The sequence below is a fragment of the Cellulophaga sp. HaHaR_3_176 genome (assembly GCF_019021925.1).
Lineage (GTDB): Bacteria > Bacteroidota > Bacteroidia > Flavobacteriales > Flavobacteriaceae > Cellulophaga.
In genome coordinates this window covers 1,941,203-1,956,130 of the sequence record NZ_CP058990.1, presented here as the reverse complement: position 1 = coordinate 1,956,130, position 14,928 = coordinate 1,941,203, and the positions used below count along the sequence as shown (strand labels likewise).

Annotated in this window: 16 protein-coding genes; 3 read left to right on the top strand and 13 right to left on the bottom strand. The window is 30.7% G+C overall.

Going from position 1 to position 14,928, the window contains the following annotated elements; translation table 11 throughout:
* Window positions 1-91: 91 nt before the first annotated feature.
* Genes H0I23_RS08590 through H0I23_RS08580 form a run of 3 tightly spaced genes read right to left on the bottom strand, consistent with a single transcriptional unit; the run spans window position 92 to window position 2,616 of the window.
* A complete protein-coding gene (locus H0I23_RS08590) occupies window positions 92-742 on the bottom strand; it encodes a YggS family pyridoxal phosphate-dependent enzyme (protein ID WP_216782824.1) in 651 nt (216 codons plus the stop codon).
* Window positions 743-756: 14 nt separating this feature from the next.
* Window positions 757-1,647 (bottom strand): 3-hydroxyacyl-CoA dehydrogenase family protein, encoded by an 891-nt coding sequence (locus H0I23_RS08585; RefSeq protein ID WP_216782823.1) that lies wholly within the window; start codon window positions 1,645-1,647, stop codon window positions 757-759.
* A 9-nt stretch (window positions 1,648-1,656) separates the two neighbouring features.
* A complete protein-coding gene (locus H0I23_RS08580) occupies window positions 1,657-2,616 on the bottom strand; it encodes a Gfo/Idh/MocA family protein (RefSeq protein ID WP_216782822.1) in 960 nt (319 codons plus the stop codon).
* 117 nt (window positions 2,617-2,733) lie between these two features.
* On the opposite strand from H0I23_RS08580, the gene H0I23_RS08575 reads away from it, so the two are divergent.
* On the top strand, window positions 2,734-3,375 hold the full coding sequence (locus H0I23_RS08575) for a protein-L-isoaspartate(D-aspartate) O-methyltransferase (RefSeq protein ID WP_216782821.1): 642 nt from the start codon (window positions 2,734-2,736) through the stop codon (window positions 3,373-3,375).
* 621 nt (window positions 3,376-3,996) lie between these two features.
* On the opposite strand, the gene H0I23_RS08570 is transcribed toward H0I23_RS08575, so the two are convergent.
* The gene (locus H0I23_RS08570) at window positions 3,997-4,434 is read right to left on the bottom strand and encodes a DUF3995 domain-containing protein (RefSeq protein ID WP_216782820.1); all 438 of its coding nucleotides are present in this window, start codon (window positions 4,432-4,434) and stop codon (window positions 3,997-3,999) included.
* A 147-nt stretch (window positions 4,435-4,581) separates the two neighbouring features.
* Window positions 4,582-4,983 (bottom strand): hypothetical protein, encoded by a 402-nt coding sequence (locus tag H0I23_RS08565; protein ID WP_216782819.1) that lies wholly within the window; start codon window positions 4,981-4,983, stop codon window positions 4,582-4,584.
* A 574-nt stretch (window positions 4,984-5,557) separates the two neighbouring features.
* Between H0I23_RS08565 and H0I23_RS08560 the strand changes: the two genes are divergently transcribed.
* Window positions 5,558-6,601, top strand: a complete 1,044-nt coding sequence (locus tag H0I23_RS08560; RefSeq protein WP_216782818.1) for an NAD(P)/FAD-dependent oxidoreductase — start codon at window positions 5,558-5,560, stop codon at window positions 6,599-6,601.
* A gap of 141 nt (window positions 6,602-6,742) precedes the next feature.
* Here H0I23_RS08560 and H0I23_RS08555 read toward each other — a convergent pair whose 3' ends face one another.
* From H0I23_RS08555 to H0I23_RS08540, 4 genes are all read right to left on the bottom strand, one after another.
* Window positions 6,743-6,880, bottom strand: a complete 138-nt coding sequence (locus H0I23_RS08555; protein WP_216782817.1) for a hypothetical protein — start codon at window positions 6,878-6,880, stop codon at window positions 6,743-6,745.
* A gap of 7 nt (window positions 6,881-6,887) precedes the next feature.
* Window positions 6,888-7,067, bottom strand: coding sequence for a hypothetical protein (locus tag H0I23_RS08550; RefSeq protein ID WP_216782816.1), 180 nt, complete (start codon window positions 7,065-7,067; stop codon window positions 6,888-6,890).
* Window positions 7,068-7,292: 225 nt separating this feature from the next.
* Complete coding sequence (locus H0I23_RS08545) at window positions 7,293-8,147, bottom strand: hypothetical protein (protein WP_216782815.1); 855 nt, start codon at window positions 8,145-8,147, stop codon at window positions 7,293-7,295.
* Between the two features lie 199 nt (window positions 8,148-8,346).
* Window positions 8,347-8,865 (bottom strand): hypothetical protein, encoded by a 519-nt coding sequence (locus H0I23_RS08540; protein ID WP_216782814.1) that lies wholly within the window; start codon window positions 8,863-8,865, stop codon window positions 8,347-8,349.
* A 405-nt stretch (window positions 8,866-9,270) separates the two neighbouring features.
* On the opposite strand from H0I23_RS08540, the gene H0I23_RS08535 reads away from it, so the two are divergent.
* A complete protein-coding gene (locus tag H0I23_RS08535) occupies window positions 9,271-10,242 on the top strand; it encodes an IS110 family transposase (RefSeq protein ID WP_216782813.1) in 972 nt (323 codons plus the stop codon).
* Between the two features lie 57 nt (window positions 10,243-10,299).
* Here H0I23_RS08535 and H0I23_RS08530 read toward each other — a convergent pair whose 3' ends face one another.
* From H0I23_RS08530 to H0I23_RS08515, 4 genes are all read right to left on the bottom strand, one after another.
* Window positions 10,300-11,364 carry an ankyrin repeat domain-containing protein gene (locus tag H0I23_RS08530; protein WP_216782812.1) on the bottom strand — a complete coding sequence of 355 codons (1,065 nt, stop codon included), beginning with the start codon at window positions 11,362-11,364 and terminating at the stop codon, window positions 10,300-10,302.
* Window positions 11,365-11,603: 239 nt separating this feature from the next.
* The gene (locus H0I23_RS08525) at window positions 11,604-12,605 is read right to left on the bottom strand and encodes a hypothetical protein (RefSeq protein WP_216782811.1); all 1,002 of its coding nucleotides are present in this window, start codon (window positions 12,603-12,605) and stop codon (window positions 11,604-11,606) included.
* A 243-nt stretch (window positions 12,606-12,848) separates the two neighbouring features.
* Complete coding sequence (locus tag H0I23_RS08520) at window positions 12,849-13,691, bottom strand: ankyrin repeat domain-containing protein (RefSeq protein ID WP_216782810.1); 843 nt, start codon at window positions 13,689-13,691, stop codon at window positions 12,849-12,851.
* A gap of 207 nt (window positions 13,692-13,898) precedes the next feature.
* On the bottom strand, window positions 13,899-14,912 hold the full coding sequence (locus H0I23_RS08515) for an NAD-dependent epimerase/dehydratase family protein (protein ID WP_216782809.1): 1,014 nt from the start codon (window positions 14,910-14,912) through the stop codon (window positions 13,899-13,901).
* Between the last annotated feature and the right edge of the window lie 16 nt (window positions 14,913-14,928).

Here is a 14,928-nt window from a genome sequence, read left to right as displayed (position 1 = left end):
TTACCCGTTTTTAACCTATCGGATAATGTTTTATTAATTTTTTTTAAGGTAGTATTTCAAATGTAACAAATAAAAAACCTAAGTACTATTTTTATCTACTACCAAAAATACTACTCCCAATTCTTACCATAGTACTACCTTCTTCGATTGCAAGCTTATAATCGCCGCTCATACCCATTGATAGTGTATTGCTATTTGGTAATTTTTCTTTTGTTTTATCAAATAACGATTTTAAAACTTTAAACTCTCTTCGAACTTGGTCTGTTTGGTCTGTAAAAGTAGCCATACCCATTAGTCCTGTTATTTCAATATTTTTTAAACTATTGAATGTATCAGAATTTAAAATTTCAAAAAGCTCTCTTTCGTCAAGTCCAAATTTGGTGTCTTCTTCAGCAATGTGTATTTGTAGTAAACATTTTATAGTTCTGTCGTGTTTTTTAGCTTGTTTATTTATCTCTTTTAACAGTTTAAAACTATCTACGCCATGAACTAAATATACATATTCGGCCATATATTTGACCTTATTCGTTTGCACATGACCAATCATATGCCATTCGATATCTTTTGGTAAATCTTCCCATTTCTGGGTCATTTCCTGTATTTTGTTTTCACCAAAAATACGCTGACCAGCATTATAAGCTTCTGTTAAATAGTTATTTGGTTTCGTTTTAGAAACAGCAACTAAAGTAACAGTATCAGGTATAGTAGCTTTTATTTTATTTAGATTGTCGGCAATAGACATTTGATATTTTTTAATTATTTAGAAAAACTTTTCGCAACCTTTTCAGCTTTTCTTGATTCAGAATAATCATAAAAACCTTCGCCAGACTTTACGCCTAGCTTTTTAGCCATAACCATATTTACTAAAAGGGGACAAGGTGCATATTTAGGGTTTTTAAACCCGTCGTGCATTACATTTAAAATAGATAGGCAAACATCTAAACCAATAAAATCGGCCAATTGTAAAGGACCCATTGGGTGTGCCATACCTAATTTCATTACAGTATCAATTTCACTTACACCAGCAACGCCATTATAAAGTGTTTCGATAGCTTCGTTAATCATTGGCATTAATATGCGGTTAGCCACAAAACCAGGGTAATCATTAACTTCAGTAGGTGTTTTACCTAACTGTTGTGAAAGATTCATAATTTGCTCAGTAACTTCGTCTGAAGTGATATAGCCTCTAATGATTTCTACCAGTTTCATAATCGGAACAGGGTTCATAAAATGCATTCCTATTACTTTTTCTGGTCTGTTAGTTACCGATGCAATATGCGTTATAGAAATAGAAGATGTATTGGTTGCTAAAACTGTTTTAACGTCACAAATTTCATCTAGGTTTTTGAAAATTTTTAACTTTAAATCTATATTTTCTGTAGCAGCTTCAACTACTAGGTCTCTATTTTTAGCACCTTCAGGTAGGCTTGTAAATGTGCTGATATTATTTAAAGTAGCAGTTTTATCAGCTTCAGATATTTTTTCTTTAGCAATCATTCTATCTAAATTAGTAGTAATGTTAGCTATACCTTTTTCTAACGATTCAGGTGAAATATCGATTAAATTTACTTTAAACCCATTCTGAGCAAAAACATGAGCAATACCATTACCCATTGTGCCTGCACCTATAACTGCAATGTTTTTCATAGTTTCTATTTAAAAAGATGCGATAATTTGTAAAGCTACACGTAGCGCATTGGTACCTTGTTCTAAGCTAACAATTGGTGTCGTGTTATTTTCAATAGCATCAGCAAACGTTTCTAGCTCATCTAAAATAGCATTGTTGTTATCAATTTCAGGGTTTTCGAAATAGATTTGTTTTTTAACGCCTTCAGCATTTTGCAAAATCATATCAAAATCTCCAGGATTTTCAGGAGCATCTTTCATTTTTACAACCTCAACTTTTTTCTCTAAAAAGTCTACCGATATATAGGCATCTTTCTGAAAAAATCGAGATTTACGCATGTTTTTTAATGAAATTCGACTAGCTGTTAAATTAGCCACGCAACCATTTTCAAATTCGATTCTAGCATTTGCAATATCAGGAGAATTACTAATTACTGATACACCGCTAGCATTTATATTTTTTACTTTAGAATCAACAACACTTAAAATAGCATCAATATCATGTATCATTAAATCTAACACCACAGGCACATCAGTACCTCTTGGGTTAAACTCAGCCAACCTATGTGTTTCAATAAACATTGGGTTTTTTATATTGTCTTTTACAGCTGCAAAAGCAGGGTTAAAGCGCTCTACGTGACCAACCTGCCCTTTTATATTGTATTTTTTTTCTAGAAAAAGCAATTCTTCAGCTTCTTCAATTGTATTTGTGATAGGTTTTTCAATAAAAATATGTTTCCTTTTTTCAATAGCTTTCTTAGCACAATCAAAATGAGAAAGCGTAGGAGTAACAATATCTACTACATCTACAGCATCAATCAATGTATTGATGTTATCAAAATAAGTGTAACCAAACTCATCAGCTACTTTTTTGCCATTGATAGCATCTGGGTCGTAAAACCCAATTAAAGTGTATTTTTCAGATTGATTTAATAATCTTAAGTGTATTTTTCCAAGGTGCCCAGCACCAAGAACTCCAACCTTCAGCATAAAAAATATTTTTTCAAAAATAAGGATACTTTACAAGTAAATTAAGGTAGTGGTTCAAAAGTTTTTTTTCGAATTGCAATTCTGTTCTTTAACTTAGCCATTCAAACCAAAACCAAATTGAAAGATACCCTCAAGCATAAAGGAATGCGTAACAAATTAGCTAATATATTAGCTGATAAAGGCATTGTGAGTACTAAAGTTTTAGAAGCAATTAAAACAATACCTCGGCATTTATTTTTAGATAGTAGTTTTGAGGATCACGCCTATCAAGACAAGGCTTTCCCTATTGGAGCGGAACAAACTATTTCACAGCCATTTACGGTAGCTTTTCAATCGGAACTTTTAGAAGTGGAACCAGATCATAAAGTACTAGAAATAGGCACGGGGAGTGGGTACCAAACCGCTGTTTTATTACATTTAAGAGCAAAGGTATATACTATAGAGAGACAGCAAGAATTGTTTAAAAAAACAAGCAGGTTTTTTACTAAAATGGGATATAGGCCTAAAAAAACTATTTTTGGTGATGGATATAAAGGCTTACCAACTGAAGCGCCTTTTGATAGTATAATTGTTACTGCTGGGGCACCTTTTGTTCCTAATCCTTTATTGGCTCAGTTAAAAATAGGAGGTAAGCTTGTAATACCTGTAGGTCTTGATGAGCAAATAATGACTTTATTTACGCGTACATCTGAAAAAGAATTCGAGAAAAAAGAGTTTGGTTCTTTTAGATTTGTGCCAATGCTAGAAGATAAAAATTAGAGATAGAAACTATATATTAATGTTTATATCTATTCTTTTTTGATGTATAATAACAGTTTTAGTTCTTATTTTTTTCGTTCATAAGCTTTCTGAAATTATAATAGGAAAAACAGATAGCTGTTAAAAAAGGAAATATTATAGCAAATAAATATTTTATGTCACTACTATTTTGATATAAAAATATAAATGTGATTGTTAGAACAAAAACTGCTGGAACAAGGAAAAAAGAAAGCAAATTCAGATTTTTGTTTTGAACTATTCTTTCATTCAAATTAAATAATAATGTTAAAAAACTGAATGATAAAATAATAGAAATAATAGTACATATTAGTTCTGTAAAATAGGGCATATAACACCTAAAATCAATATCTCGATTTACTTCAATTAAGTGGACTAATATAAAAGTTGAAATTGTACTCGTTATGAATGTTTTCAACCAAATATTCAATAAATATTTTTTTGTCATTTAAGCTGATATGGTTTGAAAATTTCAGGAAAAGTACTCATGTATATAATTTAGTAAAAATGAAATAATTCAGAGAAAATTCTGAACGAACTTACCATTAGGCTAAAGCTAAGCAATTATTTATGCTTATTTTTTTCATTCTTTTATTTATGACATTAATTATGAGTATTTTTTATTTTTATTATACTAAATCCAATTAGAGCCACTAACATGCATAGTGGTGAGTAAAATATTGTATCTAAATTGGCAAATTCAGTCGATTTAATCTGTTTAAAAAAGCCAACATATTTAAAATCACCCAAAGCTCTCAAAGTGAAAATTGTAGGGATAACCCAAAGGCCAACATTTTTAACAAATATTAGAAATTTATTTTTATATGATTTTAATACGAAAAAGTAGAATAGGCCAAATAAAGACAAGCCTATGCCGACTAATATACTGTCAATCGGTGTTGGGTTAAGTATTACAACTCCTTGTTCATTTGCAGGTAACGTAGTGGTAAACCCAAATTGACCACCACTAGCCCAATAAAAGTGAACTATGGCAAGCCCAGAAAATATACTAATTAAAATTACAGATAATATTAACTTCATTTTTGTAATTGAGGCCTATGTTTAATATGTGAAGTATAATGTGTTTTAATAGCGCTAACTTTTTTATTTTAAAGCTATATCAAAAATTTAGCAAACTCTTTAAAATTACGTAAAACTTGAGTTTAAATATTTTTTATAGTGAATTTTTTAAGATTTAACCACTTCAGGACTATGATCTATTTTTTCAAAAGAAGTGATTTTAGTAAAAGCAGTACCACCGAAAACTAAATATTTTGTTTCAAATTTGAATTTTATAGTATAATTTTTCTCTTTCATTTTTAAAGGACTTTCAGGATAAAGAGTATTGAAATCTTTTTCTCCAATATAAATCCATTCAATATTTTCTAGTTTGTTTTTTAAGTATACTCTTTTTTTTCTAAACATAGATTCAAACGAATATCTTAAAAAGTCATTCTTTCCTATATCAATCATTTTATACTTCAATTCAGATTCACCACTAATTTTTTTAGTATAAACGATCCGATATCTTAAAAAGATAAGACTTGAAAATACAATAAACGTTGCTATTATAAATGCTATGATTTTCATTCTTTATAAATATAAACAACCTTAACTTTAGTAGTTGCTTGCTATATCTAGCTCTTTAGCTACTTCTTTTTTATCTAGGCAGAAAGAAGGCTCTTATTGTTTAAATTTTTATTGAAGTGATTTTTAATATATTAGCTCAATATTCAAAGACTCAATTGATATGTGAAAAGATGATAATTATGAAGAATAGAGTTATAATATCAATAAAGAAACTATAAAATAGATTATGAAACCTACTAAAATAAAAGCAAATTGAAATGCTCCAGAATTAGTTCTAGCCTTTAATATAAGTTTCTTTATTTTTTCTAAAATCATAAATACAATATACTAATTAAATCTAATTTATCAAAATTTGTAATATTTCTTAAAAACGCTAAAAACAATTTAAAAAATCAATCTATATTCAGCTTATATTTAAATTTTAAAGGTCTTATATACTTGTAGAACCCTACTTTTTTTGAATTTATCAGCTTAGAATAGTAAATGTATTTTTACACTAATTAAAATTATACACAGATCTATAAACTAGTCCTGTATTTGTTTCTACTTTTACATGAAATTATAAAGAGCTTAAATGTTAGATTATGTAGTAATTGGTGGTGCACAAGCTGGGTTAGCTATGGCGTACCATTTAAAAATGATGAAAAAAAAGTTTATTGTGCTAGACGGCGAGCAAGAAATTGGCGCTTCTTGGTTAAATAGATGGGATTCTTTAAAATTATTTACACCAACCCAATATAATCACTTACCAGGTTTAAAATTTAATGCGGCCAAAGGCCATTACCCAACCAAAGTAGAGGTTGCCAATTACTTTAAATTATATGTAAAAGAGTTTGCTATACCGATACAGTTAAACACATTGGTTACTGCGGTACGCAAAACAGAAAAAGGTTTTTTTATTACCCATAAAGATGGCGAGTTAGAGGCTAAGAATGTAGTTATTGCCACAGGGCCTTTTCATACACCATATACGCCGCCTTGCAATACAAAAATAGCAGACAACGTATTACAAATGCATAGCAACTACTACAAAGGTGTACATCAATTGCAAAACGGTGACGCTTTAGTTGTCGGTGGTGGAGATTCTGGATACCAAATACTAAACGAGATCTCTAAAGATGCTTCTAGAACAGTTTATTTTTCTGGTGATACTACAGTAAAATCTATACCACAACATTTTTTGGGTAAAACAATTTGGTGGTGGTTTACATTGGTGGGGTTTTTAAGCTACAGCAAGTATAGTTGGATCGGGAAAAAAATAAACTCATCTACCCAACCAGTTATTGGTACAGATGTTAAAGAAATTCTTTCTAGAAAAAATGTAATATCGGTTGGTAGAACAAAAGATGCCTTGCAAAACGAGGTTATTTTTGAAACCAAAAAAGTTTCTAGTATTAAAAACATTGTATGGGCAACAGGCTACAGACCCAATTTTAAGTGGATTGAAGGTTTAGAACTAGATGCAGATAGCTACCCTAAAAATTACAGAGGCGTTAGTAATATTACAGGCTTGTTTTTTATTGGCTTACCTTGGATGTTTACACGTGGTTCTGCTACTTTAGGTGGTGTGTCTAAAGATGCTAGTTACTTGGCAAGTGTTATGCAAGATAATGACTAGTTTTTAGTTGTTGTAGGCGAGTTTGTAGTTTAAACGTTCTATAAACTTGTCAACGTTAAACTTAATATCATCTTCATCAATTTGAATAAAAAGGATTTTCTAAGCGTTCTTGTATGCTTTTTAAGCTAGCAAGAATCATAGTTAAGAGTATAGAAATTCTAACCTCCCAGGCATTTCTTCTGTCTTAAAAGCTAAATCAGGGTTGTTATATGATGGTGAATATAGAAGTGTACATATTATAATTCCGTCCGCATTGGCAATTCCATTACGAAATTTCACAATTTTTTCAGGTACATTTTTTTTCGGTCAGTTTAGTTTTAAAATGTGGCAGTTCGTTTAAATCATCTAGTATATTTAAATCAGAACTAGATTGTCCTAATTCGGCTATTATTTTTAGGGTGTAAAGGTTTGCTGAATTTCGGCTAATACTACCAGATATTGTTAATATTTTTTTCTTTTCAATCATTCATTTTGTGGAATTTTCTTTTTTTGAGCTTGCAGGTAACGTTAAGTATAAAAAATCGTAGGGCAGGTGATAAGCACTATCGTTTCGGTTTATTACTTAGCTAAATATAAATATTTTGCTTTTATCTTTTTTATTATAAACGCCAAATTTTATATTTAGCGGACTTTGTTAATATGCACAGAACTTTCGGTTTAGCACTTAATTAGCTATGTTATATACACAGTGTTAGCGAGCGTATTTTTCTTTTATTTCTGGGCTAAATATAATCGATAAGTCTTGGTTCATAATCTTTTCGTGCCTTAAAATCACTGTCCAGTCGGGAATGTATTTAGCAATTCGGACAGCTTCTTTTAAAAATCTGTTCTGTTTATTTGTTATTATGTTGTTATCAGAAATCAGATAAGTGTATTCCCAATCAATTTTTTTTAGTTTACCATTTTTATCAGGTTCAATGCTTACAAAGGCTTGGATATTCTTATCCATTTTATCTAATTGACTCCAGTTGATTTTACTATAAATATATTCGAGATATTGATTTGGGTCTAAATCTGATAGTTTAGATTTTTTTAAAACTCGATTTTTATATTTCGACTTATTTACAAATGTTCCTTTTCTAAATTCGAGTATCAATTCGTTCGGATAAATTGAAGTGTTTTTTAAATGGTTAGATTCACAGACTATACAATTACCCTTAAAAATAATCAATGAGTCAGTAAGCCATTCGGCAAATATCGGAAGTTCTGTGTTCTTAGATTTTGTTATTAAATCGATACTTAATTCTAAATTTTCAAAGCTTGTAATTTTGTTCAGATACAAATTCCCTTTCTCAATTCTCCATTCTGTCTTATAGTTTTGAAGGAAAGATGAAATTTCAATTATTGAATCGTTACTTGTAGCAAGTAAATGTTCTTCAATCTGTTTTGAAATGGATTGATTTATTTTTTGCCAATCAGTTCTTTTTTCTAAGGGATTTGAATAAAGGTTTAGAGTATCTTTTTTCCAAATCAGAATGTCTGAGCTTTGGCCACATACCTGAACAATTGTTCCTAAAATTAATATGTATGCAAAAAATTTATTCATATGTTCGCTAACGCTTGAGCTAAGCGTAGTGCGGAGGCAAGGAAATTTTTCGTTTCCGTCTGCGCACGAAGCTAAAGCTTATTGTTTAGTTTTATTTTTTCTTGTACAAAGCTAATTCCATAAGATTTAGCGACATTATAAATATACACAGACCTTTCGATTTAGCCCTAAAGTCCGCATTACATTTAGGTTTTGTTATCTACAGTATTTTTATTTTTTCAGCAACTTCAATTTTCCATTTTTTTTTATTCTCGAGTTTAATTGAAATTTCATCACTAGGAATATTAAGACATTGATATAGTTTTTCAGAATATAAAAAACCTAACCTTTTTCCAACCGAACAAAACAAAGACATACTATCGTCTTCTTCTAAAGCTAAGTCAAAATAACGCCATAAAATATCCATAAGGAGTAGATTCCAATTTAATCCATAATCCGAGTATATTTCATCATTTTCAAGTTCGAATCTAACAATTTTTCTAATGTCATTTTTCTCAAATAAGGCATAGAATTCTTCTCCGCAATTGAAAATGGGAGTTACCTCAAACCCAGAAAATATTTTATAATCCATTGTAGGGAAATAGAAATACGCTCCTTTAGGGTCTTCAACCATGAAATCTAATTCATCAATGTTTCCAATACTAGATAAAAATTGTTCTGGGATACCACAGCTAATCAATTTTTCATTTCTTTCTTCTCTGGGTATTAGTTTTTTCATATTGTAGATAACGTTTAGTATAAGAAGCGTAGGGCAGGTGATAAGCAATTACGTTTCGGATTGGTGCTAAGCCAAATATAATATTTTGCTTTTATCTTTTTTATTGAAAATGCCAAATTTTATATTTGGCGGACTTTGTTAATATTCACAGACCTTCCGATTAAGCAACTTATTAGCTATGAACTATATACCTCTTAAGTTTGTAATTCATTAAATTAGAAAGATAAACAGAAAGAACAAAAGAGAGGAATAAGATTATTTTATACGTAGAGACTACAGATCTCGTCAACATTGAAAATCCCCTCTCTTTTCTACACAGATTTCGTACAGTTCTATGAGGCTTTGACCTCGATTTTAAGTTGTTGAAACTCGCGTAGTTTGTCCTTTCAAAAAAAACATTTTCTTATGAATAAAGATATTAAATATTTTGGGATAGACATTAGTCATTTAGTATTTGATGTTACAGATTCCGATGGTAAATACTATCAGTTTAAAAATACTGTAACTGGTTTTAATAAGTTTGTAAAACTCTTAAGTAAAGAGAGCCATTGTGTAATGGAAGCTACAGGATACTATCATTATCAATTGGCTTATCATTTACTTGAATCAGGAGTAAAAGTATCGGTAGAAAATCCTTTATCAGTAAAGCGTTTTATACAGATGAAGTTATCTAAGATAAAGACCGATAAAAGTGATTCAAAACTGATTTGTTCTTATGCAGAACAGGTAGATTTAAAGTTATGGCAAGGAAATTCTAAACATCAAATAGAATGCCTGCAAATGACAAGGCTACTATCAAGGCTGACAAAACAGAGCACGATGCTTAAAAATAAATTACACGGAGAATCTGTATTGGGTAATCCAAGTAAAGCTGTTGTTAGTTCTATAAGACGTATTTTAAAACAAGTACAGCAAGAAATAAAGACAATAGAAGACAAATTATTAGATTTAGTAAAGCAAGTGCATCAGGATATTTTAACACGTTTAAAAAGTATACCCGGAATAGGAGATAAGACAGCGATTATGTTAGTTGTTTTAACGGATGGATTTGATCGTTTTACAAGAGGAAGTGAGCTATGTAGTTATGCTGGCTTAACGCCGATAATAAGACAGAGTGGAAGCAGTGTAAATGGTCGAGCACGAATAAGTAAAATAGGCAATCAAAAGCTTAGGAATTTACTATTTATGTGCAGTTTTAATGCTTGTAAATACAACAAAGCATGTAAGGCCATTTATGACCGAATAGTAGCCAAAGGAAACAGTAAAAAACTAGCCCTAATTGCAGTATGTAATAAGCTGCTAAAACAAGCTTTTGCCATAGCTAAATCAGGGTTGATATACAATGATGGATATAGAAGTGTACTTGTTAGAAATTAAGTAAAAATCACTTGTTTTTTACCACAGTTCTTTGTTGGTGGTAGTTTTTCTTCAATTCTATCTTTTATAATTTGGCTTATCTAAAATAATTGGGTTTGGATTAAGTAACACCCATTTTGTTGCCAATTCACATAAGTAATTAAGTTCCTCAGTTTCTGCGTCTCCGTTTTTTCGAATATCTTTTATAAGAAAACCTATTTTCTCAAGGTCTTCATTATTTAGCGAATTATTTAAGGATAGATAGCTAAAAAAGGCATCTAACATTTTTTTAAAGTCTGTATTCCAATTTCCGCCACCATTTCTATAAATTTCATCCCTAACTTTTCCTGAAATACGAACCACTTCTCCTTGTATGGTTTTTGCACTACCGCTAGAAGGAATTAAAAAATCCCATAATTCCTCATATTGTTTTTCCCATGTGCTATCTTGTACACAAATAGTAGAAACACCATCGTGCATAATTCGTTTTTTAATGGGGATAACATTAAACATTTCATAAAGTGCACTCAGAGCTTCGTCTGTTTCAGCTAGAGATTCTTTATTAAAATTCTCTCTATGAAATTCAAAATTTTCTCCTAATCGATGAATCGAATCTTTCATAACTTGTGTTACTTCACTGTTTATTTTAAGAAAGACCTTTGAAACTTCGACCAATTCAATAAGGTTGATGTTATTCGCACGTTTCAGAGCATAATCAAATGGCGTTTGTCCATTTTTATTTACAATTTCTGTTTTTGCTCCATTTTCAATTAACCTTTTTACATCATCTACTTTAAAACCACCTCCAGCGGCATAATGAAGTGGTGTCTCGCCATTGTTGTTCTTCGCATTTACATTTGCTCCAAGTTCTAAAAGGATGCTTATATCTCCACTATGAAAACTTGCGTGTCTATGAAGTGCAGTACATCCATAAATATCAACAGCATCAATATCTGCTCCTTTTTCCACTAACCAGCGTACAAGTTCATTGGGAATAAAATAAGTACTCAGAGCTGTTGATTTTCCGTAACCACCTCTTGCATCAACTTCGCACGTATCAAACATTTTTTTGAGGCTTTTTATATCTTTTGCTTCAATTAATGCCTCAAAAGTTTTTGGAAGAGTTTTTCTTTTTTTTGCCATTTTTTTCTTTGTTCGATTTTCGTGTAAATTGCCACCAACGGTTCGGCTAAGCGTAGTGCGGTAGTAAGGAAACCTTACGTTTCCGTCTGCGCACGAAGCTAAAGCTTTTGGTTTCGCTTTTTCTTTTTTTGTCCAAAGCTAAATCCATAAGATTTAACGACTTTATAAATATACGCAGACCTTTCGGTTTTACCCAAAAGTCCGCATTACGTTTAGGCTTTGTTGTAGGTAGTGCTTTTTTATTTCGCAATATACTTGTTGCCTTCTTCATCAATTAAATATCTAAACTTATCTTCTAAAACTACAAAATAGATATTGACATTTTTGCGATTCGTATAATCAGTTTTAGCAACACTTTCAGAAGTATATACCATATCGATTAGTTTTAGTCCTTTTTTAGGTTTTATCAGCCACTTCATTGTAGATAAGTCTAAAATTCCAGATTTTGAAATCGAATCTTGATATGTTCCAGCTCCTCTAATTCCATCGTGCTGTATGCTGTAACCAAAAAGTTCATTACTGTAAAATGGACTTTTTAATAATTTACCGTAATGAAGTTTATGACCGGATAAAGTGATGAATCCTTTTTTTCCCTTAAAGTCCTCTGCATAAAGTAAATTTTCTCCCTTATGCTGATAATCAGTATATCTGAGTGACTTATAAACAAAACCCTTTTTGATTTCACCTTCAGTATTGATAATTGTTTTGTTGCCCTCTTTGTTTTGCACTATTGCATAATAATTATTTTTATATAGGAAAGGTTTTGAGATATTCCAACTATGCCAATTGTCCCTAAAGTAGGCTTTTGAATAGGCAATCAAATTACCATTATCATCGACTTTGAAACCTTTATATCCATTTATAGAATCTAAGACTTGTATTTTTTGGTCAACTGAGTCATCACCTTCTATTACAGTAACCATCAAATCTTTTGCATTTAATTCATAATTATTATTAATTTTAACATCGCATTCCTCATAGAAAAAAGAAATATTCGGATTGAATGTTGAAGCATAATTCATTAAAGGTTCAGTCAATTTTTTTTTCGTTGTTTTGTCCATCAACCCCCATTTTTCTTGCCAACTATCATTTACAACATTGTATGGAACTAAATCAGCTGCCTTGTAGTCTTTTATTTTGTCTATAAAATCCTTTTGCAAAATTGGCTTACACTTGTCGGTTTGAGAAAATATTATGTTTGAGGAAAGAGTTAAAACGAAGACTAATAAATTTCTTTTCATTATCGAATTTTTTTTTATAGTATGATTTTGTTTGCATTACCTACAACGTTAAGTATAAGAAATCGTAGGGCAGGTGATAAGCACTATCGTTTCGGTTTATTACTTAGCTAAATATAAATATTTTGTTTTATCTTCTCATTTATAAAGCCAAATCAAAAAGATTTGGCGGACTTGGTTAAAAGTCCAAAACTTTGGATTAAGTACCAAACCCCGTATTAATTATAGCCATTGTTAGCCCACGTTTTATCTCCACAATTTTCCGATTTTAGAGAATATTCCACTTTGATTATTCTCTTTTGGATTAACATTTATTAATTCGCAAATTAGTGAGAATATTTCAGGACTGTTTTTTTGGGCAATATCTTTTGCTGTTTCTCCATTCTTATTTTTCAGATTGACTTTAATTCCTCTTTTAATTAGAATTTCGATTACTTTTTTGTTTTTTCTTTCTGTTGCTAAATGTAAAGCAGAATTTCCTTTTCTATCTTGAAAGTTTATTTTGGCTTTGTAATCTAACAATAAATTTATTTGTTCAGGAAATTCAAAAACTGAAATTCTTCCTAATGGTGATTCTCCATTAGCGTCAATATGATTTGTATTCGCTCCTGCATTTAATAGTAATTTAAGGGCATCAGTTTTCTTTTGGTGTAAAGCACCCATTAAAGGTGTTACACTTGTTCCTCTGCAAATAAGATTTACATCAGCATTGTTTTCAAGTAATAATTCAACTATTTCAGTTCCGTAAAATGAATTAGAACTTGCCATATCGAGTGGATTATATTCGCCACTTAGATTTATTATAGCTCCTTTTGAAACAAGTGTTTTGGCTGAATTAACTTTGTAATCATAGCAAGCTAAATATAATGGCGTTCTTTTTCTATAATCTAAACTATTAATATCAATTCCTTTTTCAATAAGAAATTCAATCAGTTTTGGATGTCCTTTTTGGGAAGCGTGATGAAGTAAATTTCGTTTATCACTATCTCCTACAGTTGTATTTAAGTTCGCACCAGATTCAATCAATTCAGACACTTTTTTTAAATCTCCTTCTTTCGTTGCTTTTACTAAATCTGTATTTAAGCTCATAGTTTTTTTTAAATGTGGGCTAACGTTAAGTATAAGAAACGTAGGGCAGGTGATAAGCACTATTGTTTCGGTTTGTTACTTAGCTAAATATAAATATTTTGCTTTTATCTTTTCTACTATAAATGCCAAATTTTATATTCAGCGGACTTTATTAATATGGACAGACCTTTCGGTTTAGCGCAAATGCCCTATGTTTTTTATACATTGTTATATACCGTTTTCTTTTTTCCAATCGGTTTTCAAATATTTTAAAGCATTTTCTAAAGCGTGTTTTGATGGTTTAGGATTATAACCTAATTCTCGTCTTGATTTACTTATATCATAATCTTGTTTTAAGCCATAAAACATATCCAAGTAATGTCTCTGTAACAGAGGTTCGTTACCTGTCAGTTTACTACTAAATTCCATTAAACCTGCAACAGAGTACAATAAACATTTTGATACTTTTTTAGGTGTTTTCAGCTTTAGTTCAGGGTATAAATCAGCTGCTATTTTTACCGTTTCTTGTAACGTAGTATGTTTTTCGTTAGATAAAATATACCTTTCGTTGTCTTTACCTTTTGTCATTGCGTTATAGGTTCCTAACGCTACATCTTTTACGTCTACCCAATTTAAAGTTACATTAGTGTCTACGGGTATTTCACCATTTAAAACTTGTAATACAAGCTTGTTAGAATAACTTAACTTATAAGCTTTAGACCCAATCATAGCAGAGGGTAAAACAAGAACAGTTCTAATACCATACTTTTTTCCTAATTCTAATGCGAGTTTATCAGAATCATTTTTAGAATTATAATACCAGTTTCGTCTGTCTTTGTTATATCCATTGTCCACATTAGCAGGCAATTTTGTAAAATCCAAACTAGCTACTGAACTTACATAAACGATATTTTTGACGCCACATTCTTTAGCAATGTCAAACACATTTTGAGTTCCTTGCATATTATTATCATAAATTTCAGTTTTGGGGTTTTTGGCCCACATACTGAAATTTGCAGCCACTGCATATAAGTTTGTAACTCCTTGAAAAGCTTTTTTTAGGGATTCTTTGTCGGTAATATCAGCTTGAACAACTTCACAGTCTAACCCTTTAAACGGTTCAGTATTATTAATATTTCTTACAGTTGTTCTTACTTTTTGGTTATCGGAAAGTAAAAGCCTAATTAGGTTGTTTCCTAAATGTCCATTTCCGCCAGTTACTAATGAAATTTCGTTGCTCATAATTCTTAAATTTTGT

Coding starts and splice junctions, on each gene's coding strand:
- H0I23_RS08590 (WP_216782824.1), bottom strand. CDS start 742: ATGTCTATTGCCGACAATCTAAATAAAATAAAAGCTACTATACCTGAT.
- H0I23_RS08585 (WP_216782823.1), bottom strand. CDS start 1,647: ATGAAAAACATTGCAGTTATAGGTGCAGGCACAATGGGTAATGGTATT.
- H0I23_RS08580 (WP_216782822.1), bottom strand. CDS start 2,616: ATGCTGAAGGTTGGAGTTCTTGGTGCTGGGCACCTTGGAAAAATACAC.
- H0I23_RS08570 (WP_216782820.1), bottom strand. CDS start 4,434: ATGAAGTTAATATTATCTGTAATTTTAATTAGTATATTTTCTGGGCTT.
- H0I23_RS08565 (WP_216782819.1), bottom strand. CDS start 4,983: ATGAAAATCATAGCATTTATAATAGCAACGTTTATTGTATTTTCAAGT.
- H0I23_RS08560 (WP_216782818.1), top strand. CDS start 5,558: ATGTTAGATTATGTAGTAATTGGTGGTGCACAAGCTGGGTTAGCTATG.
- H0I23_RS08550 (WP_216782816.1), bottom strand. CDS start 7,067: ATGATTGAAAAGAAAAAAATATTAACAATATCTGGTAGTATTAGCCGA.
- H0I23_RS08545 (WP_216782815.1), bottom strand. CDS start 8,147: ATGAATAAATTTTTTGCATACATATTAATTTTAGGAACAATTGTTCAG.
- H0I23_RS08540 (WP_216782814.1), bottom strand. CDS start 8,865: ATGAAAAAACTAATACCCAGAGAAGAAAGAAATGAAAAATTGATTAGC.
- H0I23_RS08535 (WP_216782813.1), top strand. CDS start 9,271: ATGAATAAAGATATTAAATATTTTGGGATAGACATTAGTCATTTAGTA.
- H0I23_RS08530 (WP_216782812.1), bottom strand. CDS start 11,364: ATGGCAAAAAAAAGAAAAACTCTTCCAAAAACTTTTGAGGCATTAATT.
- H0I23_RS08525 (WP_216782811.1), bottom strand. CDS start 12,605: ATGAAAAGAAATTTATTAGTCTTCGTTTTAACTCTTTCCTCAAACATA.
- H0I23_RS08520 (WP_216782810.1), bottom strand. CDS start 13,691: ATGAGCTTAAATACAGATTTAGTAAAAGCAACGAAAGAAGGAGATTTA.
- H0I23_RS08515 (WP_216782809.1), bottom strand. CDS start 14,912: ATGAGCAACGAAATTTCATTAGTAACTGGCGGAAATGGACATTTAGGA.